Source organism: Nostoc flagelliforme FACHB-838 (assembly GCF_014698065.1).
GTDB lineage: Bacteria > Cyanobacteriota > Cyanobacteriia > Cyanobacteriales > Nostocaceae > Nostoc > Nostoc flagelliforme_B.
In genome coordinates this window covers 74759-100498 of the sequence record NZ_JACJSI010000016.1, presented here as the reverse complement: position 1 = coordinate 100498, position 25740 = coordinate 74759, and the positions used below count along the sequence as shown (strand labels likewise).

Here is a 25740-nt window from a genome sequence, read left to right as displayed (position 1 = left end):
CCTATTAATATCTCTCTAAAAAGGGAAAAATTAAAAAAGCAGACAATCTTTATGAAAAACCCTCATAACCGCTCACTATTTTGGGGATAGGGGAGTCCGTTCTTTCTGCTATATTACTTAGCTTAGAGAATGCTACTTCTGCTCACAATGCACAATCTTTCAGTCAGACTAACGAATTTTTCGCTTTTGTAAGATATGTTAAACCTACTGTAATAGCGTATTTTGCTAGTCTCTAAAAAACTAGAGTTTTTTTGATTAGTTTTAATAAAAAAATGGGATAGGATTCAGTTTATCTTCCCTCTGCGATTCTTTTATCCAACCTAACTTGACGGGAACATCGTAAAGCCGCCCAGGACCAAACCTAGCCCAGAAATGACGCATTCCAGGAACAATAACTTTTACAACACTCAGTCCTACATCAGGACGGGTTTGGTCTAGAACCAACGTTTCCATACCATTTTTCTCTGCAATGTCTACACAAGTCATGACATCCTTCAGCAAATCATCACTCCAAAGCTGGGCATAATCAGAACAAACTCTTGGTGCAACGCTTTCGTCTGGAACTAGATAAGGCTGATTTTCTAACGTTGCTGTTTTCCACCAATTTATGGTGTCACTATCATCTATGGCATATTCACCACTTTCATCAACAGCAATTGGGAAAACAGCAGGAAGAGACTGATTCGCCTCGGTCAATGCCCGAAGGATGGCAATTCTAGGGTCAAAATGGGTACCACAACCTAAGATAATATCCTCTATCTCTTTATCAGTTCTCCTTGAAACAGCAATGAAAGTAGGAATATTTAAATCGCTAGTTATATCAAGAACCCAAATATCACGTTGAATTGTTTTGTAATAATCTTTCAATGATTGGAAATACGGCTCATTAAAAGTGTCTAAATCGACCACTGGTCTCCTGACGCGGTTGTACCACCACAAACAGACACTATCCCGTTCTACCAATTCCATAAATCCCTGAAGGATAGCTTCCTCTATTGTGTTACCAGCAGCATTGCCGTTTGAACAAGGATTGCAGAAAGCGTTTTCTCTATTGAGAAGAGGATAACTGAAATAGCAGTAAGCGGTTGGCAAGTATTTAAATTCTTTGTATGTCAAAGACCAGACTGGTGTCCACTCAATTTCTACTTCCTCATCAAAGGGATTTGGAACCCAGTGAAAACTAGTCGTTAATTTTGCGTTCCATTCCTTACGGTTTTTGTATTGTACTTCGCTGAAATTCATGCAGGCATTGGGGTAGATTGCGGCTTCTCCCATTTCTTTGTAACTAGCTTTTTTTCTAATTTCGTCTCCCTGGAAGACACCAGAATATCTCTCAAGCGATTCACAAAGACAACTTACCTTGGCTTGGTACTCGGTCATCCCCTTGCCTGCACTTCTGCTTCGCAAACTTCGGCGTAAGGAATGAAAACTATCGTATGTTAAAGCCAAATTTTGCCCACCAGAATAAATGTGGATCAAACCATTTTCTGTTCGGCGCAATCGCTTTAATCCATTAACAATGCCCGTAATAGGACTAATGTGGTGTTGATATTCCTTGAAGGTTGCTTCAGGTGAAGAATAGCGATGTCCCCCATCCGCAGTGAAAGTTTTCTTCCGACTTTCAAGAACAAGGGGTTGTTGTTTTTTGTTTAAAAGATATTTTGGTTCGCCACAATAAGGACACTGAGGACGCCGAGTTAAAGTGTGGTTTTGTATCTCCAGAGATGTGACATCAAAGGTAACCATAGTGTTGTCAAGCTGTTTATTCTCTCTATTAACAATCCATTTAACGGCTTCCGTTGCCGCCATAGCTAGCACTGTTTGGAATGTCGAAGGCAGTCCAGCCAGGGAAGTTGTTAAAGGCGCTGCGATGCCCTTTTTTCTCTGTACAAAAGTTTCAACTCGGCGCTGTGTTTGGAGGCGTTGAGCCAAACACGCCCAACAACCTGTTTTACCAGGGTGAAATATCGGCCCAACCCAAACAATGGTTCCTATGGGTTTGACCAGCATCCAAGGGCGTTGAAATTTCAAAGCTTTCTGGTTAAACGCATCCAAGTCAGCTCGAAGGTAGTCATCGGTAAACACTACCGAAATATCTCCATCATCACCGACTTGAATATTCAGCGACTCTAGCATGGAAAGAAATGGTTCTGGTGTGACTGTACCAAATGAAGTTACAGCAACTTTAGTTGTTTGCAATCGGCTTGTCGCTACCTTTGGGTCAACGTCAAGAAAATTCCAAAAAGCGGCATTTTCATCAGATATCATGTCATCGGTTTCAATGATGTATCCCTTGTTTTCTAAGGATGTCAAAGCGTAGTAAATTTCAGCAGTAGAAGCTTGCCCTTGAAGCTTGTTAACTATACTATCAACGTTATGACAACCATCTAGCAACGCTGCTAACAGGTAATAGAGGCGACCTTTGAGAAAAAAATTATCTTTCTCAGATAGCAAAAATACACTATCTGGCTCTAAAGTTTCGACACGAAAGCAAGCTTTAAATCTTGGTTGATTAATCATTATTTTTACCTTTGTTTCTCACTCAATATTTCATAAATTTCAATTTAGTTTTTTCTGCTTTTTTGCATATTCTTGAGTTTTTATGTGCAGTAAAAGACCCGAATTGTTTTTTAAGCACACTTGCGGGTCTTCACAAATGAAGTTGCAAATTCTGCTAGTTACTAAGCCCGTAGATTATCATCTGTGGTTCCAGATTTGTTATATCTAAAGGACGATAGTTGATTAAAGGTCCCATGAAACAGTAAGAACTGAAACGCTTTCGGGTAGAATATCCCCACCGTCACCACCTGCAACAGCCTCCAACTGTTCCTCAGACAATTCGTCAATGCTGGGCTTCTTAGGAAGCACAAAATAGATGGTATTACCAGTTTCTTCAAGCACTCGAATGTCTGTGCTTTCTGGAACCTTTTGTCCAATTTCTCTTTCAACCGCTGCTCTGGGATTGCTGATTAGTTCTTGCTTAAACGCTTCGTCCTGCCAAGCATGGGCAACTAATTTGGCTTCCAATTCGTTTTTAGTTATTTTCTGTTGTTCAGCCATTTTTAAATCTCCTATAAAGGCTTTACAACTATCAATTTATAAGATGTAAGCTGCATTCACAATCCACAATTTTTCGCTAAGACTCACGTTTTTTTTGCTCCTGCTTATTTAAGGTTTAAATGAGAATAAAGCTAAACCTAAAACTCTCGGTGATTGCGTTAGTTTGCTTGATTGTTTGAATCATATATTGCTTCACAACAGCATATTTATTTGAATTTATTGTCAGGTTAAAGGCTATCATTGCAAGCGAATGATTATAAATAAGCAAAAAGACCTGACAAGCGTTTCTTGATATACTTGTAGGTCTTTACAAATTGTGTTGATAGTAGAACTCGCTACTCAATGCTAAAGCGAACATCTAATGCTTCATGGTGGTTTTAGCCTAAAGTTCGTTCAACTTCTAGGTCGAGTAGAGAGTCTTTTCTTGCGCCCTAGTTAACAGTCCTTCTTTTAGCAATCAACGTTATGGCAACCATCAAGCAACGCTGCTAATAGGTAATAGAGGCGACCTCTGAGAAAAAAATTACCTTTCTCAGACAGCAAAAATACGCTATCTGACTCTAAGGTTTCGATACGAAAGCAAGCTTTAAATCTTGGTTGATTAATCATTATTTTTACCTTTGTTTCTCACTCAATATTCCATAAATTTCAATCTGGTTTTTTCTACTTTTTTACATATTATTGAGTTTTTATGTGAAGTAAAAGACCCGAAGTGCTTTTTTAAAAACACTTGCGGGTCTTCACAAATGAAGTTGCAAATTCTGCTAGTTACTAAGTCCGTAGATTATCATCTGTGGTTCCAGATTTGTTATATCTAAAGGACGATAGTTGATTAAAGGTCCCATGAAACAGTAAGAACTGAAACGCTATCGGGTAGAATATCCCCACCGTCACCTCCTGCAACAGCCTCCAACTGTTCCTCAGACAATTCGTCAATGCTGGGCTTCTTGGGAAGCACAAAATAGATGGTGTTACCCGTTTCCTCCAACACCCGAATGTCTGTACTTTCTGGAACCTTTTGTCCAATTTCTCTTTCAACCGCTGCTCTAGGATTGCTAATTAGTTCTTGCTTAAACGCTTCGTCCTGCCAAGCATGGGCAACTAATTTGGCTTCCAATTCGTTTCTAGTCATTTTCTGTTGTTCAGCCATTTTTAAATTTCCTATAAAGGCTTTACAACTATCAATTTACAAGATGTAATCTGCATTCACAATCCACAATTTTTCGCTAAGACTCACGTTTTTTTCGCTCCTGCTTATTTAATTTTCAATGAGAATAAAGCTAAGTCTAAAACTCTCGGTGATTGCGTTAGTTTGCTTGATTATTTGAATTAGATATTGCTTCACAACAGCATATTTATTTGAATTTATTGTCAGCTTAAAGCCTATAATTGCAAGCAAATAACTATAAGCAAAAAGACCTGACAAGCGTTTCTTGATATACTTGTAGGTCTTTACAAATTGTGTTAATAGCAGAACTCGCTACTCAATGCTAGAGCGAACATCTAATGCTTTATGGTGGTTTTAGCCTAAAGTTTGCTCAACTTCTAGGTCGAGTAGAGAGTCTTTTCTTGCGCCCTAGTTAACAGTCCTTCTTTTAGCAAGCGACGCACTAAAACCAACTTTCCATTATCACTGAGAGTCTCAGATATAGCTCTAACAGGGAATGCTCCTGAAGCAGCAATAAAGCGAAGTGCTGGCTCTATATAATTTGGGCCCCTGACTTGGTTTCCAGGGAATTGAATGCTTATCGAACCTTCTTCTCTAATGATGCGACAGATCATGCCCTTTCTTTTTTCGACAATAGTATCTAGGTCAATCTGGCTGAGGTCATCAATCTGGGTAAAGTGACCGTCGGGAAGTGGTGGCATCTGCCTAAAGAACTTCTTTGCAAGTCGATTAACCGCGTCCTCAATCGCAGTATTTGATAGTAGTTCGAGCAGTTCTTTAAATTGATGTTTGAGAGACTCTATCATCTCATCATAGTTTAAGAAACCAATCGGCAAAGATTTGCGAAAGCAAACATTCTGCTCATTTACTGACCTAAGTGCATTAGAAATCAGGTCAGCCCAGCTGAAGGTCGCAATGCCCACAGTCAGATGGAGAGAGGAACAGTCAGAAGTTAATGCCTCGTGAACATAGCCGCGAGGAATATATAGCAGTTCGCCAGCATTCAGGACGACTTCATATAAAGGATTACTGAGTTTGTCCTGAGGTATGAACTGTTGACTTTCATCCATCATTGGCGAAGGTAAACATAAGAAAGAATCATAAATACGCCAGTGCTTTTTTCCTTCAACTTGCAGAATGAAAACATCATGGGTGTCGAAATGTGGTGAGAATCCTTGCGAATTTCTGGGTGTCAGGTACATGTTGACATTCACGGGATGATTGAAAAAACTTTCTAAATGTCTGCTAAAAATTGATATCGATTTCCAGCGCTCATGAAGTCCTTCTAATATGATTGTATTACCTTGATGATACCCATCGTACAGTTGGTTAATATTCAGAATCCCATTACGATTAACGTAATTATTAGGCTTCAATTGACCATTATTCAATAATCTAATATGAGTATTAGTAGGCTTTGTAAAATAGATGACAGAATCGACATCTTGCATTGAGAATAAGCTGGAATAATAATTTGCTTTTCTTCTCGAAAGGATGAGGGGGCGTTGCTCCCAATATTCACTAAAGAATGTAGATTGCTCCATCGGTTGAAGCAATCTATCAATATCAAAATCTTTTGTAGATGGTTCCTGAACCTCTTCAAAAGAAGTAGCTAGCTCCTTTGGCTGGAGCAATCTATTGAAATCGTTCATGTCTAATTATTCATAAACTATTTTACCTCCTAACAACCTAAAAAATTTTAAATTAGATAACAATGCCTAATATTTTGAGAAAACTAACAATTTTTTCGGTTCTAATTTATGCTGGATTAAATGCGCTGCGCCTTCCGCCAAACTTGGGGGGTAGTCCCATGATATTGGCGAAACTGGCGGTAGAAATGCCCCTCATTCTGATAACCCACAGCCTCAGCAATCTGATTTACAGATTGGTCGGTTTCCAAAAGTAAGGTACGCACTGCTGCCATTCGGCGTTCGACAATCCAATGATTCACTGGTTTTCCTGTCTGGCGTCGCACTAAGTCAGTTAAGTAAGCTGCGGAATAACCTACTGCTTGGGCGACATCGCACAGGGTAATGGATTGATGATAATTGGCTTCGATAAAGTCAAAAACATCTTTAAGTTGAGGGCAAGTAGGCAAGAGTGATTGGGAATTTGCTGATGTGTCTGCGTCAGTACTTTGGGGTTCTGGAACTGGCTGGAACTGAGCAACATAGCACTGGCGCATGGTTGCTTGTTTTTCTAATCGGGTAGCGATCGCTTCCAATAATTCCTCTACTGTCGAGGGCTTGGTAAGATAGTCGTCAGCTCCCAAATTCATCCCTTGACGAACCTCAGTTTTAGTAGATTTTGCACTGAGAAAAATGAAGGGAATTGTTGCTGTTAAAGGGTTTTGGCGCAATGTATGCAGAACACCATAACCATCTAGTTCTGGCATCATAATGTCGCACAGTACCAAATCAGGCAAGTGTTCTTGTGCTTGCTGAATACCAACAAGACCATTTTCGGCTGCGATCGCTTCAAACCCTTCTGCTTCTAAACTGTCTAAAAATATATCTCGGCTTTCTGGCTCATCTTCAATCACTAGAATTTTAATCATAGTGTCCCCTTGTAAGCGTCAGATGAATTATGAGTTTTACATAGACTTTTTGGCTGTCCTGTTGCAGAGATAGTCACTGCACCGGTAGGGCAATTGTGAATGTAGTACCTATTCCAACCTCGCTGGCAACTGAAATTTCACCACCATGCAGGTCTACAAGCTTTTTGACAAGTGCTAATCCTAATCCATTACCGGGGATATTGCCGATATTCGTACCGCGATGAAATGGCTTAAATAGTCGTGGTTGATCTCCTACAGAAATGCCAATTCCTCGATCCTTAATCTGAAAGATGACTTGTTCATCCCGGCGAGAAACTATCAAATCAATCGTGCTGCCGCTTGGAGAATATTTGACCGCATTTGAGAGCAAATTTCTGAGAATAGACTGTAGCAATTTTTGATCTACACAAACTGTACAATCACCTTGACTAATTAAGGTAACTGCGTAGTCAGGAGTCTCCGGTGACGCAGATATTGAGAAGCGATCGTGTTGTACAGAGTTGTTTGAGCAGAGGCTTTCTTTGCTCGAAACTTCTCCCTTACGGGGAGATTCCCTCGGTAGTGGTAACTGGTGTGATTCTTTCCACGAGGAACTGTCATTATGTTCTCCCGGCACTAAGCAAGTGGTGTTGCTTTCGTTTAAATTCATTTCTGCCAATATGTCACTGCACAATTCGAACAAATTAAGTGGTTTTGGCTCAAACTTGAGCTTTTCTGTTTCTGCTCTCCCGTTGAGGAAAATTTCATCCATCAATTGGCTGATTTGTTCAACTCCCATTTCCAAGCGTTGCAAGTATTGTAATTTTTTATCTTCAGTCCACCGATGAAGATGACGTTTTAGTAGACTAGCGGACAGTGAGATAATATTTAACGGAGTGCGAAATTCATGAGAAAGCATAGAGAAAAAGTGCGCTTTGTGTTCAGTGAGTAGTTTTTCTTGTTCTAAAGCCGTCTCTATCTGCTGGCGCAAAACTTTCTCTCGGCATAACTGCTGATTAGCGTCTCTTAATTCAGCTGTAAGCTGTTGAACTTTACACTCTAATACTTCATTAACCTTTTGTAAGACGATAGATGTCTGCTGGCGTTGACTGATATTGCGAATCAAGATACAGCCATATTCGCTAGAGTTGTATTCCAAATAAATAATAGTAAGTTCTACGGGAAAAATCTGATCTTCTTTAGTTCCATATAAAGATTCAAAGTATAGGTAGCCCTGCTCTTTAATAGTTCTCCAATACTTTGACCAGACTGCTGGCGAAAAGCCTGGTTTGATGTCGTGCATAGTCATAGAGAGTAATTCTTCACGAGAATATTTCACCAAACTACACGCTGCATCATTGGCGTAGAGAAACCCCGCATCTGGCTTTACCCAGAAAACTGCATCTTCCATATCAACAATTACAGATTTAGTATGCTGTAACTCCTTTTCTAGTAGCAGTTTGATTGGAAAGTTGTTTTGCTCTAAAATGCGGTTGCTAATAACCATAGTTCAATTCACTGCAATTACTGAATAAGCTTTTAAAAATGACTTTTCATCACTAAGCTGCGGTTGCATCTGGTTTAATACGACTTTTGTCGAATCGAATCAGAATTACCGCTTTCTGCAAACTTATGAAAGCATTTCAATCCTTTAAGTCAGGCTTTGTTTTCTCGAATTCATCGAAAGCGTCGGTAAACTCTATTTTTTTGTGGATGGAAAGGGATAGCCACCGCTTGAGGTATTGGGCATAGGGCATTGGTAATTCTTACCCATGCCCTATTCCCGATTCCCCATGCCCAAAAATTTCATTCCCTTGTGGGTAGAGTTTTTTATAGTCATAACCTATATAGTTTCGATACAGCTTTTATTGTTTCTCTTGTCTACTGCAACTTTTTTTATGCAAATATCGGATTTTAGTTACAAAAGTTCACTTAGTTTTTTAAGCAAAAGTTAGATTTTTCCTTGGGATTGCCCATCAGAAGCTAGTTTTTTGCATTGATCAATGTAAAGATTCGTAACTAAAATAGTTGTTTGGCATAAAACTTCGGGCTGCACAGGGAGAAAAAAATAGAGATTCGTTTTCGTCGCTTTTGGAGTTTCAGATGTATCATCCCGAACAAGATGAACTAGATTCATATTTATTACAACTGGCCATTTCTGCTCAAAAATACCCACCGCGATCGCCAGAACGACAACTAGCTTTAACAAATGTACAATGTTTCTAAAGCCCTCCCGCTTGGTGGGTTGAAAGACAATTAAAGTTGTCCCACGTTTTACCTGCAACGGGAGCGTGGGGTTTCCAAAGTCTTCCCTTTAGGTGGTAAGCAGAAAGTTTTCATTATTGAAGAGCCACTTTGGCTGTATAATCCTGTTTTAGAATGGTTTGAAAGGAGCGCTGCGATCGCACGTAGAAACGCAGCGATATAGTAGCGAAGCCTCTGTTTGCGTGAAAACAGCAAAACAAGAGGTAGTATATTTTTTTAATTAGACTGCAAAAAAAAGGGCTTTAAAGCTACTCTTGTTATTTAAGAGCCTTGGGCTTGCTGTAATAAATTAAATTAGCAACCATATATTTAGCCGAGTTTTACAGGCTGATTTTGGACAATAATTCTTTAAAACTGGTTTCAACTCTGGACAATAATTCTTTAAAATTGATTTAATTGCTAAAAGCCGCGAAACTACGTAAATTATGCCCCTGAACTTGGAAAAACTGGACATTAATTCTTTAAAACTGACAATAATTATTTAATGTACAAATGGAGAATAACGGATTTGAACCGATGGCCTCTGCGGTGCGATCGCAGCGCTCTACCAACTGAGCTAATTCCCCTTAATCGTTGCTAAGTCAAGAGTAATATTACTTATTAACTTAATACACTATCACCATAGAGTATTCTAACATTCAGTTGCCGATGGCTGAGGCTGTTTTTGAGAATAAACTTTCTGCACGCGTTCGAGTTCCAAATCACTGAGATAATCAACAGTCCAGTTACAGCAGCGCTGGAGCATGTGGAATGGGTAAGTATTCGCTACACCTACAACTTGCATGTGCGATCGCTTTGCCGCTTCGATACCTGCTGGAGTATCTTCAATTGCCAGACACTCGTGTGGTTGAAGATTCAATTCAGGATATTCTTTATTTAGGCGTTTCACTGCCAGTAGATAACCATCGGGTTCTGGTTTACTGGTGGTAATGTCATCACCCGCGACGATAATTTTAAAATGTTCGGCCAGTTTAGCTCGATGGAGTACCAATTCTATTTCTTGGCGAATAGCACCACTAACTAATCCTAGTTTTAGATTCTGCGATCGCACCTGAAAAATTAAATCTTCTACACCTGGATATAAAGGCAGTTTCTCGATTTTCTCTAGTTCTACCACATAGGCTTGGGCTTTGCGGTACAGCAACTGAGTTAAATAGCTTTCGTTAGCGACTCTACCACGATTAGCGAGTAGTTGCTGAAAACAAGCGCGATCGCTGCGTCCAAGAGAAGCTTGACGCTCACTCACCCGTTGGGGTTGGAGATTTTCTTCAATGAGAATCTCATCTATCAGTTGCAGGTGGATTGGCTCATCGTTAATGATGACACCATTAAAATCAAAAAGAACTGCCTTTAAACTCATGCCCTTATGCCAAATGCTGGAGATCCAAGTCCCTCCAAATCATTATCTATTGATGTGGGAATATACCGACGGATATTTTCGGTTGCTATTGGTTTAATGCCGCTAGTTACCTGATTGATCCACCATACATCGTGCGATCGCACAGCTTCAAATCCGGCTGCACCCATATTCGCCTCTACGCTACCAGCAGCATACTCACGAATATATGGCTCTTCAAAAACATCATTAAGCCATTCTAACTGACGCAGAGTCTTCTGATTACCATCGAGTATTAATACTTGCCCTCCAGCTACCAGCAACCGAAAGCTTTCCCGCAAAATTGCTAGGGATGCCGCATCTGGTGTTTCGTGGAATAGCAAAGAAGCTGTCACTAAGTCAAATGTTGCATTTCTAAAGCTGGTTTTTTCAGCATTCCCGTGTCGCCAGAGTATCTCTAAACCAGCATTTCTAGCTTTATCTTCTGCCCTTACCAGCATGTAGGGTGATAAATCCAAACCAATAACTTCCGCTTCAGGGAAAGCCTGCTTTAACATTAAAGTAGTGGAACCTGTACCGCAGCCTAAATCAAGTATGCGTCGTGGTTTTACCTTGACGGCATCAACTAAAGCCTGACGGACAATAGTTTCATTCGGCGGTACAACATATTGAGTAATCGGATCGTAACTAACTGCTGCACCGTAATTCAGATATCCGCCTGTAACACCGTGAAAGTTTTGACTGCTGTAGTACGCCGGAATTATCACATCACCTCGTCGATAGCGATCGCACTCTTTCTCCCAATCGATACTATCAGCGTAACGCCGTAACCCTTCCTCATCAATCAAAAGACGCACTACAGGGGATAAAAAACGTTCCCAGATTGTATCTTGACGCACTGCCATAGGTGTTGTTTCAGAAGTTGTTAGAGTTTTTTCAATCAGAGTTTTTTCTTTACAAATTTTAATACATCTTTTCGTTCTATGGCGATCGGCTTGACTTTTGTAATTTACTTTGTTACATTTGTAATACAAAGTGTTACGTCCTAAAAGTAATTCTTCAGCTTCACGAAAATTGAGCTAGGCAAATGAAAGACAATACAGCATTTAAATTGTTACAACTAAGTAGTAGGCTGTCAAGTTTAAATTGATGAGTAAACAAGTTTGTAAAACGCACTAAAATCCTGACTACAAACCTGAAAAAATAGCTTGAAAAGTACCTCAATAATGAGTTGTAAATCATACTGATAATTATCAGTGCCATCAGCCTAATCCGAAATCTAAAATTTAAAATCCAAAATAGAAAAATTATGCCCTACGAAAAATTAGAAATTACCACACCAGCACCCGTCTTATCTTGGGCAAATCATTCTTTGGGGCCAGAAGAAACTAAGATGGCAAAGAATGTGGCATCATTACCATTTGTATTTAAGCACGTCGCCTTAATGCCAGATGTTCACTTAGGAAAAGGTGCTTTAGTAGGTTCTGTAATTGCAACCAAAGAAGCAATTATACCAGCGGCTGTCGGTGTGGATATTGGTTGTGGTATGAGCGCGATCAAAACAGTATTTACCGCTGAACAACTAGAAGGTAAACTGAAGAAAATCCGCCTGGATATTGAAGCAGCAATTCCAACTGGATTTAATGAAAATAAAGACGTTGAAAAATCTGTTAGCAACTGGCAACACTGGGATGATTTTAAAGACTTGCATCGCGGCGTGCAAGACCTACAAAGTAAAGCCATGAAACAGATGGGTTCTCTCGGTGGAGGAAACCACTTTATTGAAGTGTGCCTCGATACAGAGAACCAAGTTTGGCTGATGCTACATTCTGGTTCGCGCAACATCGGCAATAAACTAGCCCAGTGCCATATTCACACAGCCAGGGAATTAGCAAAAATGGCAGGTAATAAATTGCCTGACCCTGATTTGGCTCACTTTGTCGCTGGTACGCCAGAATTTCAAGCATATTGGCACGATTTGCAATGGTCACAAAACTATGCGCGTGTCAACCGTGATGTGATGATGGCGCGTTTTAAGCACATAGTTGAGAAGCATCTGGCAGGTGGGAAGGCAACTAAACCTTTATTGCAGGTTAATTGTCATCACAATTACGCTGAAAAAGAAGTGCATTTTGACGAAGATGTATATGTAACTCGCAAAGGTGCAGTTCGCGCTCAAATTGAAGATTATGGGATTATTCCTGGTTCAATGGGGGCAAAGTCTTTCATCGTTAAGGGTAAAGGTAATGCCCACAGCTTCTGTTCTTGTAGTCATGGTGCAGGGCGTTTAATGTCTAGAAATAAGGCAAAAAACGTTTACACACTTGATGATTTGATAGAGCAAACAAATGGCGTAGAATGCCGCAAAGATGAGGGTGTATTAGATGAAATTCCTGGTGCTTATAAGTCTATAGATGAGGTGATTAATCAACAAACAGACCTTGTTGAAATAGTTGCTACCTTGAAACAAGTTGTGTGTGTAAAAGGCTAAAAACGAATGGCACTAAGATAAGTCCAAACTCTTGTGTTGCCTCGTTCCCAGGCTCCAGCCTGGGAACGCATTCTGGGTCTGGTCAAGACAGAGGAGGCAGAGCCTCTTAGAATACATTCCCAGTCTTCAAACTGGGAACGAGGTTAAAAGTTGTGTGTTACGACTTTTGTTAGCTCAAATCTAAAGTTCTTGACGTGTGGGACGGATAATCATTTCATTCACATCAACATCAGCAGGCTGCTCAATGGCGTAGGCGATCGCCCGGGCAATGGCATCTGCATCAATAGCGATCGCATAAAGTTGATCCATTCCCGCTGCTGTGTCTTTATCGGTAATCGTGGAAGTCAACTCAGTGGCAACGGCTCCTGGTGAGATATTAGTCGAACGGATTTCGCCGTTTGACTCTAGCCGCAACCCTTCAGAAATCGCTCGCACTGCGTACTTGGTAGCACAGTAGACTGCTGCCCCCGGAAACACCTTATGTCCGGCCACTGATGATAGGTTAATAACATGACCAGACTTTTGCTGACGCATAATCGGCAATACGGCAGCAATCCCATAGAGAACGCCCTTGATATTGACATCGATCATCTGATCCCACTCCTCCACCTTTACTTGATCGAGGGGAGAGAGCGGCATCAAACCCGCATTATTGATTAGCACATCGATACGGCTGTATGTACTCAAAGTTTCCTTTGCCAAGGCTTCCACTTGTGCGCGATCTGCCACATCTGTCACTCGATAGGTTGCAGTCCCTCCTGATTTAGCGATCGCTGCAACCAGTTCTTTCAACCGATCTTCGCGCCGGGCAGCCAGCATCAGCTTGGCTCCACTAGCAGCAAGTCTCTTCGCGGTTGCCTCACCTAAACCACTGCTGGCTCCGGTAATGATTACCACTTGGTTTTGAATCTCAGACATATTGATTCCTGCGGGTTATTGAGTGTGGTTTATGAAACATTGAGTGCTAAGTATAAACATTTCAAATCCTATTGTTATGCTACCTCTATAGTGTCGAGTAAACAGAGTAATGTTGAAAGTTTTTGCTGACCGTGGTGGTACATTCACAGATATTGTCGCTGTTACTAATAATCAAGTAATTATAGATAGACTTTCAAAGCATTCTGAACGTTTTTTAATTGTGACTTTGCCTAATCAGCAATGGATTATAGTCTATAAGCTACTTTCAGAAAATCCCGAACAATATCAAGATGCAGCTATCCAAGGTATTCGGGATATCATGGGTATTTCTAATAATGAACCCATTCCTAATGAAGCGATAGAAGTAGCAAAAATGGGCACAACAGTAGCCACAAATGCGCTGTTAGAAAGGAAAGGCGATCGCCTTGTTCTTCTCATTACCAAAGGCTTTAAAGATGCCTTAAGAATTGGCTACCAAAACCGTCCTAATATTTTTGCCCGGCAGATCATATTACCAACCATGCTTTATGAGCAAGTGGTTGAGATAGATGAACGCTACGATGCCAGCGGAAATGAATTAATACCTATAAATATTGAACAAGTAAAAAGTGACTTAGAAGCAGTTTACCAGACAGGAATTCGGAGTTGCGCTATTGTTTTTATGCACAGCGATCGCTATCCCAATCACGAACAACAAATAGCCCAGCTTGCTTTAGAAATCGGCTTTAGCCAAATATCCGTATCCCATCAAGTTAGTCCCTTAATGAAGTTAGTTAGCCGAGGAGATACAACAGTAGTTGATGCTTATTTAACTCCTATTCTGCGTCGCTACGTCAACAAAATAGCGAGTCAGTTGCCCGGAGTCAAATTAATGTTCATGAAATCTGATGGCGGTTTAATCGCAGCCGAACAATTTCAAGGAAAAGATAGTATTTTAAGTGGCCCGGCTGGCGGTATTGTTGGCGCAGTTCAAACTAGTAAAAGAGCAGGCTTCGAGTTAGTTATCACCTTTGATATGGGTGGAACAAGTACAGATGTTGCCCACTTTAAAGGAGAATATGAACGACAACTAGATTCAGAAATTGCTGGGGCACGGATGCGAGTTCCTGTATTAGCAATTAATACTATTGCTGCTGGCGGTGGTTCAGTTCTCTTTTTTGATGGTTCTAGTTATCGTGTCGGTCCGAAATCTGCTGGGTCAAATCCTGGGCCTGCTTGTTATCGACGTGGCGGCCCATTAGCAGTTACTGATGCCAATGTGATGTTAGGCAAAATTCACCCACAATATTTTCCTTCAGTTTTTGGAATTGAGGGCAATTTACCTTTAGACAAAGATATTGTCATTCAGAAATTTACACAATTAGCCCAAGACATTCAAGGCACTATATTAAATGATTGTACTCCTGAACAAGTAGCCGCAGGATTTATTGCGATCGCAGTAGAAAATATGGCGAACGCAATTAAACAAATCAGTTTGCAACGTGGTTATGATGTTACCCAATATGTGCTTTGTTGTTTGGGTGGTGCAGGTGGGCAAGTCGCTTGTTTAATTGCCGATACGTTGGGAATTAAAAAAATATTTTTACATCCTTATGCTGGTGTTCTCTCTGCTTACGGAATGGGATTAGCTGATGTACGGGCAATTAGAGAAGGGGGTGTAGAACAGCCTTTAAATCAAGCATTAATCCCGAAATTAAAGCAGTTAATGGAATCTTTAGAAGCTCAAGCTAGAAGTGAAATAAATAAGGTTAATATTCAAACAGAAACAGTCCAAAAAGTCAGTTTAAAATATGCAGGAACTAACTCTACATTGACAGTTAATTTTGCCGATGGTGTAGTAGTTATGCGACAAGAATTTGAGGCTGAACATAAATCCCGTTATGGTTTCATTCAATTAGATAAAACTTTAATTGTCGAATCAGCTTCAGTAGAAGTAATTCAGAAGATGGATACTCCTGAAGAACCTTTAATTACTCGTACTCGCCCTATAGATGAAGCTCCTGCATTTCTTGAGACAGTAAGGATGTTTAGTAGCGATAGATGGTATGATACTCTGGTTTACCGACGAGAAGATTTACAACCAGAAGATAGTATTAATGGGCCTGCGATCGTTGTCGAAAAAATTAGCACAATTGTAGTGGAACTTAACTGGCAAGCAAGGTTAACTGCGGACAATCATTTAATTTTACAGCGTCTATAAACTGCTTATACAGTAAGTATTTGTGGTGTCCAGGTTAAAAAACAGCGATTACCTTTCTGCTCTGTAACTTTTGCACCTAGCCGATCATAAAAATTAAGTCCGCGACTGTTGCGAACATCAGCATTCCAAGCAAGATGGGTACAGTCATTGTCCTTTGCAACTTGAGCTAAATAATTCATTAACATGGCTCCTGCTCCCTGGCTTCTCATATCTTCATCCACATACAAATCATCAAGCCAAATACTTGGTTGCCCTATAAAAGATGAGTATCTAAATCCATATAAAGCAAACCCAACCACACACTCTGAAGTTTCTGCAAATAAAACGTAAGAAAAAGGTACTGATCCAAACATTGTTTTACGTATTTTATCCTCAGTAACTTTAATTACACCAGAATAAGCACCAATCTTTCTATCAAACTCAGACTTTTTTTGGATAAAAGAAAGAATTAGTAATACGTCATCAGGTGTAGCAGAGCGAATATTCATTGAACTACTTTTAATCACTTTCGTAGATAATTTTACCAAAGAATAGGAATCAAATATGTACACAACAACTCAACCAGATCCTGTCCGCTTAGAAATATTTAAAAATCTCTATCAATTTATCGCCGAACAAATGGGAATTGTGTTACAAAATACAGCAACATCAGTGAATATCAAAGAAAGGCTGGATTTCTCCTGCGCTATTTTTGATTCTTCAGGATTATTAGTAGCAAATGCTCCACACATTCCTGTACATTTAGGTTCAATGAGTGAAAGTGTCCGCAGTTTAATTAATGATAAAGGCCATACCTTCAAACCGAGAAATGTCTATCTATCTAATAACCCCTATAACGGCGGAACCCACCTACCTGATGTAACTGCAATTACCCCAGTTTTTTTGGAAAATAGTGAAAATAATCCATGCCAAATCCCCCTATTTTTTGTTGCTTCTCGTGGACACCAAGCAGATATCGGGGGAATTACTCCCGGCTCAATGCCTCCCCACAGTACTACAGTAGAAGAAGAAGGAATTATTTTTGATAATTTTCTCTTGGTTGAAGAGGGGAATTTTCGAGAAACCGCAGTAAAACAGCACCTCTCAAATCATACTTATCCTGCTCGTAACCCTGAACAAAATATCGCTGATTTTAAAGCACAAATTGCCGCAAATGAAAAGGGAGTTCAAGAACTTCGTAAAATGGTTTCACAATATAAGCTCGATACTGTTCAAGCTTATATGAGCTTTGTGCAAGCTAATGCTGAGGAATCGGTTAGACGAGCGATCGCAGTTCTCAAGGATGGCTCATTTACTTATAAAATGGATAATGGCGCACAAATTCAAGTTAAAGTAACCATTCACCCAGAAAACCGCAGTGCTACGATTGATTTTACGGGGACTTATCCACAACTAAATAGTAATTTTAATGCTCCTAAAGCTGTGACTCAAGCAGCAGTTTTATATGTCTTCCGTACTTTAGTTGATGATAATATTCCTCTCAATGCTGGGTGTCTTAATCCTCTAGAAATTATTATCCCAGTTGGCTGTATGCTCAACCCAACCTATCCAGCCGCAGTAGTTGCGGGTAATGTAGAAACTTCTCAAACTATTGTTGATACTTTATATGGTGCTTTGGGTGTGATAGCCGCTTCTCAAGGAACGATGAATAATTTTACTTTTGGTAATGAGCAATACCAATATTATGAAACTATCTGCGGCGGCTCTGGAGCAGGAATTGATTTTGATGGAACTGATGGTGTTCATTCCCACATGACTAACTCCCGCTTGACCGACCCAGAAGTTTTAGAAACCCGTTATCCTGTACTTTTAGAAAGTTTTAGTCTTCGTCTTGATAGCGGTGGCAAAGGAAAATATTCGGGTGGTAATGGAGTTATCCGCCGCATTCGATTTCTAGAACCCATGACAGCTAATATTCTCTCTAGTCATCGGGTTGTTCCTCCCTTTGGATTAAATGATGGCGAAGCAGGAAAAGTAGGACGAAACTGGCTACAACGTCAGGATGGAATTGAAGAGAATTTAGACAGTACAGCAACAGTAGAGATGAAAACTGGGGATGTTTTTGTGATAGAAACTCCTGGCGGTGGTGGATTTGGTAAGTTTTCTTAATTAAAGAAGAAGTCAGAATTCAAGAGTCAAAATCAACGCAAATAAACGTAGAGGCTTCTCTACGAGACACTACGCGAACGGCTTGCCGCAGGCTACCACAGAGACACAGAGAAGCCAGCGCGTTGCGGGGGTTCCCCCCGTTGTAGCGACTGGCGCGACACAGAGGAATAAGGAGGAAGGAGTTTTTTATTTGGAACTTCCTAAACCTATCTATTCAGACGTTCGCAGACTTGCTAATGCTGCGCTATCCGCAAATTGTACAAAATTCATTCTGATATCATGTTCGGCAAATCACTTATAATATGTCATTGCGAATGCAACGAAGTGGAATGAAGTAATCGCAAAGGTTTGGGATTGCCGCGCTACGCTCACAATGACATAAGTATTAAGTCGAACATGATATGACTCCTAAATTCTGGCTCCTGAATTCTTCTTCAACTTTCCTAGGAAGTTAAGCATAGCTGAAACCACAGCCTCCGGTGACTCAATCAAGAAGCCATGACCACCACGGTCTATAACTACAAGTTCAGCATTAGGAATACCTTGAGTAAGTTGCTGGGAAAACTTTAGCGGAGTGAGAATATCTTGTTTACCAACCAAAACCAAGGTTGGACAATGAATTTGTTGGAGGCGGTCTGTTGTGTCACTGCTAAGGATGGCTTGGCTGTGATGATAGAGTGAATGAGTTGCAGGCGGGAAAGGATATCTGATGGCAAATTCAATCAGACTTTCGATCATTCCAGGAATCGAGTAGAAAGTGTCTGTAAATATCCAAGGCAATACAACTTTTTCATAAAGCTTTAAGTCTACATTGCTAGGAAGTTCGCCCCAAGTCTCAATGATGCTGTTGAATAATGCATCACCCTTTGCCAAAGATGAGAGTAGCATCAGACTTTTTACCTTTTCAGGGTGTGCTAACACTAACTCTTGGGCTATCTGACTACCCATTGAATGACCTGCTAGATGCACCTGATTAATCCCAATGTGATCGAGCAATGCTGCAACGTCACTAGCCATTTGTTTGAGACTATAGGGGTTTTCGGGAGCAGAACTTCTCCCCATACCTCGGTTATCTAAGCGAATGACTTGATACTGCGAAACCAGCGATGGCATGATCAGCGACCAATAGGCATGATCACAAAGGAAGCCAGCTATTAATAGCAAAGGCTCACCCCTTCCCTTAACATCGTAGAACAAATCAATCCCGCTAATCTGAACCTTGGGCATAGTAAATAATTCTGTTAAATCTTATTTTTAAAAAGGGATAGACAAGGCTAAACTCCTATGTTTTGAATTTCTCATCCACCGGAATTTGATAGCCGTTGGCGAGGCGATTGGTCATATTGGCTGTAGCTGCGATCGCCATTAGTTCCCCGAACATAGTATCATTCATACCCTTGGCACGCGCCGACGCTGTGTGCGAGGCAATGCAGTACTCACAGCCATTAGTTGCACTCACGGCGATATAAATCAGTTCGCGCATGAGTGGATCAATTTCACCAGGGCTGGTCATCACTTCCTTTACAGCTTGCCACGTTCGTTGCAGGGTAGGTGGATGGTTGGCTATGGCTTTCCAAAAGTTATTGATGTAGTCATTCTGACGTGTAACGCAGATGTCATCATACACTGCACGTACTTCGTCGCTGGCTTCTTCGTATTCAATCAGCTTAGTCATGTTTTAATTCCATATAGTTTCCCCAGCGAGTGGGAACCCCTAGATTGTAATACTGAGTTGCAATTAAAGATAATAACTTGAGTCTTTAAGGTTGAAACTTTTGCTCTCCTCTGCCCACAAACGACTTGGTATAGGCTAGCTATTTGTTGGGTGTTCTACTAGAACAGACTAAACAGTAAATTTACACTATTCTGTCAGAGAAACAGGTAGGGTCGTCCATGAAAAAACTGATCCAGCGTATTAAAGCATTACTCCAACGTATCCTCAAGAGGTCTACATCCAATTGTCAGCAACCATCGCCCCTAATAAATTATCGACTATTAGAAACTTCTCTTCCTAGTGTTTCTCCCCGATGGGAATCTGGTTTGGTGCTGGTGTGTTCACAATGTGCAAACGAGCAGTCAGGCTCAACAGCTTCTGAAGACTTAGAGAATTGGTTGAAATGTCGTTTAAAGTTTGAGGGATTATGGGGTGAATTTCGGGTCGTTAACACCAGCTGTTTAGGGGTTTGTCCACGGATAGGTATTACTGTTGTTGTTGTAAGTAACGGAAGTCACGGGAATAGTCCATGTTTAATTGTAAATCCCCAGAGCGATCGCGAACTTCTCTACTCATACATTAAACAAAATAAAGCCTGAGTTCAAAGCTTTACTAACGGTGAGATAGTTCAAACCTACCTCCAATAAACAGCACAAGAGCGACTGCAATCACAACCAAAGTTATTCGATTTAACAAAAAGGAGATAGTATTTGCAACTATTCGCCCTTTCTCTCTTCTTTTTTCCACAGGATACCTACACCCAAGAGTTATAAATTAAAAAGTGGTTATTCCCTTGTAACGAAAACTAGTACGCCACGGCGGAAATAGGACAACCATTTAAAATCCCTAAAGAGATTATTCCATAAAGCTTTTGACTTCCGCCTTGCGGTACTAGTGGCTAAAATCTGACCGTAACTTTTAAGCCAACCGCAAATAAGGACACTTTTGCAAAAACCCTGATGCTTTGTTATCGGCATCTAAGTTATGAGTATGTGTTGGAGTAGGTCGAATAACGCCACTAAATAGGTCATCTAACCCGTAGGGTGTGAAAAATTGCCATTGTCCTTGGACATCTAGTCGAACTCCCACAGCAGTAGCAGTATGCAGCCAATCTGCAATGGCTTCCTCGGTATTAGCGTAAGGTCTACTACCAGTACGCCAACGAGCAAAACTAGCTTGATTTTTGACATCAAACAGGTCATTAGGGAATTGTTCTGTGAGGGTTGTCTTTGCTGCTTGTTCTTGAGAACGGTTCCCCTCTATATCAAAAAATGCAATATCAAAATCTTTAATACCTAACCTACATTCATTGCCAAAAATTGAAGACCAAACGGTATTTCGGACTGCACCACCGGCTAACCACCAGTTAGGTAGATTTAGTTCAGCGATCGCACGTAATACTGTATCAATACGTGTATCAGTTAAAATCATCTGTAGGCGAGTGTTACTATTCATATCAAATTTCTGTGATTGTCAAGTAGAAGGTGAAAATATTATCATTCACATTTCATTAAATTTACGGTGTTGATAGTCATAATTTTGATGACAACTGGAAATTTGATGTGCAGTTAGAAACAATTAATCCACCTGATAATAAAATTAAAAAACCAAAGATTTTAGAAGTTCACGGAAATGCACCTCAACAGTATTGGAGTGAAGATGATGAATCAGATAAAGATGAAGAATGAGGAAATAATGGGATGAGATAGCATTAGTTATAATCAGGCAACACCAAATTATAAAGGAGATGAAATCTGTGAGTCTTCCATATACTGGAGGTTGTCAATGTGGACACATTCGTTACGAAATTCATGCCGAACCGTTAACTATCTACGTATGCCACTGTAAAGAGTGTCAAAAACAATCATCTAGTGCCTTTGGAATGTCTTTTACAGTACCACGAGATGCTGTTGTAATTGTTCAGGGACAACCGAAAGCTTGGACTCGCAAAGCTGATAGCGGACGCGAAATAAATAATTTGTTCTGCGGTGATTGCGGAACGCGATTGTTCCATGAACGGACTTATAACCCAAATACTATCAACGTTAAACCCGGAACCTTAGATAATACAAGTTGGTTACACCCAGTTGGGAACGTTTGGACACGCAATGCCCAATCATGGGTGATAATTTCAGACCAATTGCTCAATTATGATGGGCAGCCAGAGGATATGCGCCCTCTGTGGGAAAAATGGACACAACAGCATCCATAAACCCATAACACCCTACAGCACTACCCCGACAACTCCTAAGACAATATTCTATAAATAGTTAAACTAAATAGCACAGGTAACGCATTCCCAAGGCTGCGATCGCGTACCCACCCAACTCAGGCGAGTACCCTTGGTTGGTAATATAACTCATGACTGTACTAAACAAGATAATGACAAAATTTTTCTGGTAAGTGCCTTAATGAACATGTTAAATTATTTAAAATAGTAATAATAAACTCAAATTATAATTTCAGTTTGTATATCATAGGATTTTCTATACTTGTTTGCAAATCATGTTAAAAAAAGCTTACACACTATTAATATTTTTTATGAGAATTCTTGGACGTTTTCAATCAATTTGTTTAAGTAAAATTTGATAAAAAAATATTTTGGTTCATTTTCAACATTTTTAACAGTTAATTTCTAAACAAGGTTGATGAAAAACGATACACCAGAAGAATTAAACCCAGACAAAGAGATTGGACGCTTGATTGATGAAGTCATGTCTTCATCTCTGACTGATGAACAGTATCGCAAAAAGATGCAGCGACGCAAAGAAGTGCAGGATCAACGCATAGCACAAGCTGTACCTGAAAAAGGATTAATTATTGTAAATACTGGTAATGGGAAAGGTAAAACCACTGCGGCTTTGGGGATGGTGTTACGATCGCTAGGTCATGGGTATAAAGTAGCGATCGTCCAATTCATCAAAGGTAGCTGGGAACCTTCCGAGAAAAGGGTTTTCAGTTCTTGGGAAGACCAGATAGAATTCCACGCAATGGGTGAAGGCTTTACCTGGGAAACTCAAGACCGCGATCGCGATCTTGACAAAGCTAGCGCCGCTTGGGAAAAATCATTAGAATACATCCGCAATCCAGATTTTCATCTGGTGTTATTAGACGAAATCAATATTGCCCTCAAAATGGGTTACTTACCAGTAGAAGACGTTTTAGCGGGTTTAGCACAAAAACCAGCCAATAAACACGTTATTCTCACAGGTAGAGGCGCACCACAGGCTTTAATTGAGCGTGCTGACTTAGTAACAGAAATGACCCTAATTAAGCACCCTTTCCGCGATCAAGGTGTCAAAGCACAACCTGGAATTGAGTATTAAATCAGAATTCAGAATTGTTAAAAAACCAGGTTTCCTACTCAATCGAAAATAAAATTAGCTACAGGGTGATATCTAAAGAATATCAAAAAATATGTCTCATATCATGTTCGGCAAATCACTTATAATATGTCATTGCGAATGCAACGAAGTGGAATGAAGCAATTGCAAAGGTTTGGGATTGCCGCGCTACGCTCGCAATGACATAAGTATTAAGTCGAACATGATATCAGATGATACAGCTTCAAAAGTGAAAAAATATATTTTGCTTTTTTGTTGAATTCAATAAAGACCTAACCCCCAGCCCCTTCCCTGCAAGGGAAGGGGAGTAAAAGTCAGAGTGGATTGCTACGTCCCATTTGTTTATTTCTTATTCCAGAGACTTAAAAATGGTTGAGATATGGCTGGGGTAATCTGACTTTGTAAGTGATTTAATGCATCACGATGGTTTTGATTGTTGTCATCATAATAAGTAAACACATTCGTCAGCTTGACAATTTCAGGATTTTGATCGTTTGTTCCTCTCCATTTGTTAGTAACTTTGTGTAAAACGTCCTTGGGTAAATTTTGTTGTAAGTTAGTTAAGGCTGCGATGTAAGAAGGATTTTTAGGATTGTTTTTGAATTGAAAGCACAAATCTATCAGCTTGAGTTGTGACTGGGGCTGAGGCTGAGGTTTACCTGTTAGGCTAGGTTGCTGTAGAAGTTGACGCTGTTCAATAGTGGCAATGCCATTTTCAGTTAAACCCTGAGATTTCTGAAATTTCTTGACTGCTGTATAAGTGGCTGGCCCATAAAAAGGCAAGTCTTTTGGAATTTCGGCATTGGTTGCAAAACCGTGAAACTTCAATCTATTCTGAAGCCCTTTGACTGTATCTTCCATTACAGTTCGAGTTTCCGCATCAGCGTTACCATTAACCTTAAGTTTTTGTGGATACTGTTTTTGAAACTTTTTAATGGCTTCTTCTGTAGCATCATCTGTCAAGGAGTTGTTATTCCGTTTCCAGGGAGCAAATTTAGTGAGATCCGGCTTAGGATCAATCTCAGGAGTTAAATATCCCAGTCCGATCAATATATGACGGATGACTTCAGGGCTACTAACGGCCATACTTTTTGGTTCCTTTGCTACTAAACTACCATTTAATGTATCCGGTTTTACAAAAATTGGGTAAGTAGGAATAAATAAATCTAACATTTCTTCTTTGCAAGGCGTTCTAAAAGTTAAGCGATGTGTAACGACAAGCTGCTTTTCTAGCAGACGTTCGGCGTAGATAAGTACACAGCGTCAAAAAGAAAGAGCGATCGCTTATTCTCAACTATTGATGATACTACGCAGTAAGGTAGCACAACTAGCTGTACTACCCACTACGAACTTATCAAAATTAATGTGGTGGAGTACTAGCTAGGTAACTGTTTGGCATTGACAACGTATAAAAACTCATTACCATTTTTAGGTAAGAAAACGAGTGGTTTGTTCTTCCCTGGCAACTGCAATTCAGCAGGAAGTAAAGTAAAGGGTAAATACAGTAGTTTTCTTTTGCATGAGGTACAAAGTCACTCGTTTTGACTGAAGGAAGAAGAATAATTTGATTTGTGAATCCTTGATTCTTACCTCATTTAGTTGCAAAGTGCTGTATCTGGATTTTGGAAATCAACTGTAATCTTCTTAGAAGTGCCGTTAACTAAGAAACAGATTAGCCAGTTTTTAAAAGAGTATTTTAACCGATTATCAAATACAGAAAACATCATTATTATAGCGGTTCTCGTTTACGTGAGGCACACCCGTAAGGGCACGGCACTGCCGTGCCCTTACACCTTGCAATATAATAATCTTGTACCGCATCTGAATGGGAACCGCTATAACATCGCTCAATTATTACCAGAGAAAAAATCAAACTCTCGTTTAATATTCCAGCGCTTACCGTCGTGAAGTAGTAAGGTTAATTTGTTAGCACTAAACTCAAAATGTAACTGACGCTTTTCAAACTCAGGCCAAGCAGCTTTAAAGTTTTGCTTTTTTAAATCCCCAAAGGCAACCGTTATATGGGGCGCGAAAGGGCGAGTTTTAGAAACCTTGTCAACAACTCCTAAGTTACTTTCTATATAAGTCATTAAATCAGCTTGCAAAGTTAAAAGCTCTTGACTTCTGACAACATTAATGTGTATAACACGAGGTGCAAAGGCATCAAACCCCCTGAGTGTAATGAATACTGGCTGTTGTCTACTAGCAAACTCTTCCAAGGATGTTTCTAACAGTGGCAAGTTGGTATTTTCCCATTCAAAGGGCGGTTGCAAGGTAATATGCGGCGGAGACTTTAGCGCCTTACTACTAGCATAGTGATCGGCAAAGTACTGCTTAATCTGGTTGGCGTAATCTTGAATATCTTGCGGTGGTAGGAGGGCGACAAAAAAACGGCTCATGTATCTATATTAATTGCGATCGCACCTAGAGGTCTAATAGTTACAGATACGTCTCAAAAATAGTAATAACTTAAGCAGGATGTCTGTTGTAACTGGAGTTAAAAAATACCCCTGCCGGGAAGCAAGCTACAACTTAACTTATATTGATAAATTTTATTATAACTAATCACCTGAACTTGATATAAGACATTGACGGGCAG

General features: G+C 40.1%; 24 protein-coding genes and 1 tRNA gene. 8 read left to right on the top strand and 17 right to left on the bottom strand.

Translation table 11 applies throughout. From position 1 onward, the window contains the following. Positions 1 to 261: 261 nt before the first annotated feature. From H6G97_RS11205 to H6G97_RS11175, 7 genes are all read right to left on the bottom strand, one after another. Positions 262 to 2520 (bottom strand): TOMM precursor leader peptide-binding protein, encoded by a 2259-nt coding sequence (locus tag H6G97_RS11205; protein ID WP_190940688.1) that lies wholly within the window; start codon positions 2518 to 2520, stop codon positions 262 to 264. 222 nt (positions 2521 to 2742) lie between these two features. After that, a complete protein-coding gene (locus tag H6G97_RS11200) occupies positions 2743 to 3060 on the bottom strand; it encodes an NHLP leader peptide family RiPP precursor (protein WP_190940687.1) in 318 nt (105 codons plus the stop codon). Between the two features lie 450 nt (positions 3061 to 3510). Then, positions 3511 to 3669, bottom strand: coding sequence for a hypothetical protein (locus tag H6G97_RS11195; RefSeq protein ID WP_190940686.1), 159 nt, complete (start codon positions 3667 to 3669; stop codon positions 3511 to 3513). Positions 3670 to 3892: 223 nt separating this feature from the next. Then, positions 3893 to 4210 carry an NHLP leader peptide family RiPP precursor gene (locus H6G97_RS11190; protein WP_190940685.1) on the bottom strand — a complete coding sequence of 106 codons (318 nt, stop codon included), beginning with the start codon at positions 4208 to 4210 and terminating at the stop codon, positions 3893 to 3895. Between the two features lie 395 nt (positions 4211 to 4605). After that, positions 4606 to 5880: a cupin domain-containing protein gene (locus tag H6G97_RS11185; RefSeq protein ID WP_190940684.1), complete on the bottom strand. Its 1275-nt coding sequence runs from the start codon at positions 5878 to 5880 to the stop codon at positions 4606 to 4608. A 116-nt stretch (positions 5881 to 5996) separates the two neighbouring features. Next, complete coding sequence (locus tag H6G97_RS11180; protein WP_190940683.1) at positions 5997 to 6785, bottom strand: response regulator transcription factor; 789 nt, start codon at positions 6783 to 6785, stop codon at positions 5997 to 5999. Between the two features lie 73 nt (positions 6786 to 6858). Beyond that, the gene (locus tag H6G97_RS11175) at positions 6859 to 8271 is read right to left on the bottom strand and encodes a sensor histidine kinase (RefSeq protein WP_190940682.1); all 1413 of its coding nucleotides are present in this window, start codon (positions 8269 to 8271) and stop codon (positions 6859 to 6861) included. A 596-nt stretch (positions 8272 to 8867) separates the two neighbouring features. On the opposite strand from H6G97_RS11175, the gene H6G97_RS54730 reads away from it, so the two are divergent. Further along, positions 8868 to 8990 (top strand): hypothetical protein, encoded by a 123-nt coding sequence (locus H6G97_RS54730; protein WP_277883285.1) that lies wholly within the window; start codon positions 8868 to 8870, stop codon positions 8988 to 8990. A gap of 532 nt (positions 8991 to 9522) precedes the next feature. On the opposite strand, the gene H6G97_RS11165 is transcribed toward H6G97_RS54730, so the two are convergent. The 3 genes from H6G97_RS11165 to H6G97_RS11155 form a co-directional block, all read right to left on the bottom strand. Next, positions 9523 to 9595 (bottom strand) — tRNA-Ala (locus tag H6G97_RS11165). A 65-nt stretch (positions 9596 to 9660) separates the two neighbouring features. Then, positions 9661 to 10389: an HAD family hydrolase gene (locus H6G97_RS11160; RefSeq protein ID WP_190940681.1), complete on the bottom strand. Its 729-nt coding sequence runs from the start codon at positions 10387 to 10389 to the stop codon at positions 9661 to 9663. Continuing rightward, entirely contained in the window at positions 10386 to 11270 is an 885-nt protein-coding gene (locus H6G97_RS11155; RefSeq protein WP_190940680.1) for a class I SAM-dependent methyltransferase, read from the bottom strand. The genes H6G97_RS11160 and H6G97_RS11155 overlap by 4 nt, the downstream gene beginning before the upstream one ends. Positions 11271 to 11674: 404 nt before the next feature. On the opposite strand from H6G97_RS11155, the gene H6G97_RS11150 reads away from it, so the two are divergent. Further along, positions 11675 to 12856, top strand: coding sequence for an RtcB family protein (locus H6G97_RS11150; protein WP_190940679.1), 1182 nt, complete (start codon positions 11675 to 11677; stop codon positions 12854 to 12856). Positions 12857 to 13036: 180 nt separating this feature from the next. Here H6G97_RS11150 and H6G97_RS11145 read toward each other — a convergent pair whose 3' ends face one another. Next, on the bottom strand, positions 13037 to 13774 hold the full coding sequence (locus H6G97_RS11145) for an SDR family oxidoreductase (RefSeq protein ID WP_190940678.1): 738 nt from the start codon (positions 13772 to 13774) through the stop codon (positions 13037 to 13039). Between the two features lie 109 nt (positions 13775 to 13883). On the opposite strand from H6G97_RS11145, the gene H6G97_RS11140 reads away from it, so the two are divergent. Continuing rightward, on the top strand, positions 13884 to 15974 hold the full coding sequence (locus H6G97_RS11140; RefSeq protein WP_190940677.1) for a hydantoinase/oxoprolinase family protein: 2091 nt from the start codon (positions 13884 to 13886) through the stop codon (positions 15972 to 15974). A gap of 5 nt (positions 15975 to 15979) precedes the next feature. On the opposite strand, the gene H6G97_RS11135 is transcribed toward H6G97_RS11140, so the two are convergent. Further along, entirely contained in the window at positions 15980 to 16462 is a 483-nt protein-coding gene (locus H6G97_RS11135) for a GNAT family N-acetyltransferase (protein ID WP_190940676.1), read from the bottom strand. Positions 16463 to 16517: 55 nt separating this feature from the next. On the opposite strand from H6G97_RS11135, the gene H6G97_RS11130 reads away from it, so the two are divergent. Further along, a complete protein-coding gene (locus tag H6G97_RS11130; RefSeq protein WP_190940675.1) occupies positions 16518 to 18083 on the top strand; it encodes a hydantoinase B/oxoprolinase family protein in 1566 nt (521 codons plus the stop codon). A 408-nt stretch (positions 18084 to 18491) separates the two neighbouring features. On the opposite strand, the gene H6G97_RS11125 is transcribed toward H6G97_RS11130, so the two are convergent. Both H6G97_RS11125 and H6G97_RS11120 read right to left on the bottom strand, forming a co-directional pair. Beyond that, complete coding sequence (locus H6G97_RS11125; protein ID WP_190940674.1) at positions 18492 to 19310, bottom strand: alpha/beta fold hydrolase; 819 nt, start codon at positions 19308 to 19310, stop codon at positions 18492 to 18494. Between the two features lie 55 nt (positions 19311 to 19365). Beyond that, on the bottom strand, positions 19366 to 19758 hold the full coding sequence (locus tag H6G97_RS11120; RefSeq protein ID WP_190940673.1) for a carboxymuconolactone decarboxylase family protein: 393 nt from the start codon (positions 19756 to 19758) through the stop codon (positions 19366 to 19368). A gap of 218 nt (positions 19759 to 19976) precedes the next feature. Here H6G97_RS11120 and H6G97_RS11115 point away from each other — a divergent pair, with 218 nt between their 5' ends. Further along, the gene (locus tag H6G97_RS11115; protein ID WP_190940672.1) at positions 19977 to 20396 is read left to right on the top strand and encodes a (2Fe-2S) ferredoxin domain-containing protein; all 420 of its coding nucleotides are present in this window, start codon (positions 19977 to 19979) and stop codon (positions 20394 to 20396) included. Positions 20397 to 20715: 319 nt separating this feature from the next. On the opposite strand, the gene H6G97_RS11110 is transcribed toward H6G97_RS11115, so the two are convergent. Continuing rightward, positions 20716 to 21252, bottom strand: coding sequence for a nucleotidyltransferase family protein (locus H6G97_RS11110; RefSeq protein WP_190940671.1), 537 nt, complete (start codon positions 21250 to 21252; stop codon positions 20716 to 20718). A gap of 107 nt (positions 21253 to 21359) precedes the next feature. Between H6G97_RS11110 and H6G97_RS54725 the strand changes: the two genes are divergently transcribed. The 3 genes from H6G97_RS54725 to cobO all read left to right on the top strand — a co-directional run bounded on the left by H6G97_RS54725 (position 21360) and on the right by cobO (position 23123). Next, complete coding sequence (locus H6G97_RS54725) at positions 21360 to 21485, top strand: hypothetical protein (protein ID WP_277883284.1); 126 nt, start codon at positions 21360 to 21362, stop codon at positions 21483 to 21485. A gap of 59 nt (positions 21486 to 21544) precedes the next feature. Then, a complete protein-coding gene (locus H6G97_RS11100; protein WP_190940670.1) occupies positions 21545 to 22009 on the top strand; it encodes a GFA family protein in 465 nt (154 codons plus the stop codon). A gap of 436 nt (positions 22010 to 22445) precedes the next feature. Further along, the gene (cobO, locus tag H6G97_RS11095) at positions 22446 to 23123 is read left to right on the top strand and encodes a cob(I)yrinic acid a,c-diamide adenosyltransferase (protein WP_190940669.1); all 678 of its coding nucleotides are present in this window, start codon (positions 22446 to 22448) and stop codon (positions 23121 to 23123) included. Between the two features lie 360 nt (positions 23124 to 23483). Here cobO and H6G97_RS11090 read toward each other — a convergent pair whose 3' ends face one another. Next, entirely contained in the window at positions 23484 to 24314 is an 831-nt protein-coding gene (locus H6G97_RS11090; protein ID WP_190940668.1) for a peptidoglycan-binding domain-containing protein, read from the bottom strand. A 674-nt stretch (positions 24315 to 24988) separates the two neighbouring features. Next, positions 24989 to 25540, bottom strand: a complete 552-nt coding sequence (locus H6G97_RS11085; protein WP_190940667.1) for a 2'-5' RNA ligase family protein — start codon at positions 25538 to 25540, stop codon at positions 24989 to 24991. Positions 25541 to 25740: the final 200 nt, after the last annotated feature.

What these genes read in the sequence shown, in the direction of transcription:
- H6G97_RS11125 (WP_190940674.1), bottom strand. Translation starts at nt 19,310, where the DNA reads ATGCCCAAGGTTCAGATTAGCGGGATTGATTTGTTCTACGATGTTAAG.
- H6G97_RS11205 (WP_190940688.1), bottom strand. Translation starts at nt 2,520, where the DNA reads ATGATTAATCAACCAAGATTTAAAGCTTGCTTTCGTGTCGAAACTTTA.
- H6G97_RS11160 (WP_190940681.1), bottom strand. Translation starts at nt 10,389, where the DNA reads ATGAGTTTAAAGGCAGTTCTTTTTGATTTTAATGGTGTCATCATTAAC.
- H6G97_RS11140 (WP_190940677.1), top strand. Translation starts at nt 13,884, where the DNA reads ATGTTGAAAGTTTTTGCTGACCGTGGTGGTACATTCACAGATATTGTC.
- H6G97_RS11130 (WP_190940675.1), top strand. Translation starts at nt 16,518, where the DNA reads ATGTACACAACAACTCAACCAGATCCTGTCCGCTTAGAAATATTTAAA.
- H6G97_RS11200 (WP_190940687.1), bottom strand. Translation starts at nt 3,060, where the DNA reads ATGGCTGAACAACAGAAAATAACTAAAAACGAATTGGAAGCCAAATTA.
- H6G97_RS11145 (WP_190940678.1), bottom strand. Translation starts at nt 13,774, where the DNA reads ATGTCTGAGATTCAAAACCAAGTGGTAATCATTACCGGAGCCAGCAGT.
- H6G97_RS11110 (WP_190940671.1), bottom strand. Translation starts at nt 21,252, where the DNA reads ATGAATAGTAACACTCGCCTACAGATGATTTTAACTGATACACGTATT.
- H6G97_RS11120 (WP_190940673.1), bottom strand. Translation starts at nt 19,758, where the DNA reads ATGACTAAGCTGATTGAATACGAAGAAGCCAGCGACGAAGTACGTGCA.
- H6G97_RS11155 (WP_190940680.1), bottom strand. Translation starts at nt 11,270, where the DNA reads ATGGCAGTGCGTCAAGATACAATCTGGGAACGTTTTTTATCCCCTGTA.
- H6G97_RS11185 (WP_190940684.1), bottom strand. Translation starts at nt 5,880, where the DNA reads ATGAACGATTTCAATAGATTGCTCCAGCCAAAGGAGCTAGCTACTTCT.
- H6G97_RS11150 (WP_190940679.1), top strand. Translation starts at nt 11,675, where the DNA reads ATGCCCTACGAAAAATTAGAAATTACCACACCAGCACCCGTCTTATCT.
- H6G97_RS11115 (WP_190940672.1), top strand. Translation starts at nt 19,977, where the DNA reads ATGAAAAAACTGATCCAGCGTATTAAAGCATTACTCCAACGTATCCTC.
- H6G97_RS11085 (WP_190940667.1), bottom strand. Translation starts at nt 25,540, where the DNA reads ATGAGCCGTTTTTTTGTCGCCCTCCTACCACCGCAAGATATTCAAGAT.
- H6G97_RS11195 (WP_190940686.1), bottom strand. Translation starts at nt 3,669, where the DNA reads ATGATTAATCAACCAAGATTTAAAGCTTGCTTTCGTATCGAAACCTTA.
- H6G97_RS11090 (WP_190940668.1), bottom strand. Translation starts at nt 24,314, where the DNA reads ATGTTAGATTTATTTATTCCTACTTACCCAATTTTTGTAAAACCGGAT.
- H6G97_RS54730 (WP_277883285.1), top strand. Translation starts at nt 8,868, where the DNA reads ATGTATCATCCCGAACAAGATGAACTAGATTCATATTTATTACAACTG.
- H6G97_RS11135 (WP_190940676.1), bottom strand. Translation starts at nt 16,462, where the DNA reads ATGAATATTCGCTCTGCTACACCTGATGACGTATTACTAATTCTTTCT.
- H6G97_RS11180 (WP_190940683.1), bottom strand. Translation starts at nt 6,785, where the DNA reads ATGATTAAAATTCTAGTGATTGAAGATGAGCCAGAAAGCCGAGATATA.
- cobO (WP_190940669.1), top strand. Translation starts at nt 22,446, where the DNA reads ATGAAAAACGATACACCAGAAGAATTAAACCCAGACAAAGAGATTGGA.
- H6G97_RS11175 (WP_190940682.1), bottom strand. Translation starts at nt 8,271, where the DNA reads ATGGTTATTAGCAACCGCATTTTAGAGCAAAACAACTTTCCAATCAAA.
- H6G97_RS11190 (WP_190940685.1), bottom strand. Translation starts at nt 4,210, where the DNA reads ATGGCTGAACAACAGAAAATGACTAGAAACGAATTGGAAGCCAAATTA.
- H6G97_RS11100 (WP_190940670.1), top strand. Translation starts at nt 21,545, where the DNA reads ATGAAATCTGTGAGTCTTCCATATACTGGAGGTTGTCAATGTGGACAC.